Raw genomic sequence first — 264 nt, 5'->3', positions numbered from 1 at the left:
GAGCAGCTTCTGCGGACGCGAGCGGCGGTCCAGCGGCGGGTGAGTCACGCCGTCGTGCTGGGCTAGCCCTGCGGGGCCGCCGGTGTTGCGGCCGGTGTTGCGGGTTGGATCCGTATCCTGTGGTCCGTCGGTGTCGTGGCGCAGGCGCGGGTTGGTGGCGGTGTTCATGACGGTGGCGAGGGTTTCGAACTGTTCCGCGGTGGCGAAGATTTCCAGGTGGTGCAGGCCGCGGCGGGGTTTGCGGATGAACGCTCCTTGGCGGTG

Annotated in this window: 1 pseudogene; it reads right to left on the bottom strand. The window is 69.3% G+C overall.

The features are described 5' to 3' along the window. Nucleotides 1-264: pseudogene (locus NFJ07_RS25835) on the bottom strand (hypothetical protein); the annotation flags it as partial.

Origin of the sequence: Arthrobacter sp. B2a2-09 (assembly GCF_027587375.1) — a bacterium.
In the GTDB taxonomy this organism is placed as follows: domain Bacteria; phylum Actinomycetota; class Actinomycetes; order Actinomycetales; family Micrococcaceae; genus Arthrobacter.
Note: the sequence above shows the minus strand (reverse complement) of the source record. Positions and strands in the feature narration are given on the sequence as shown.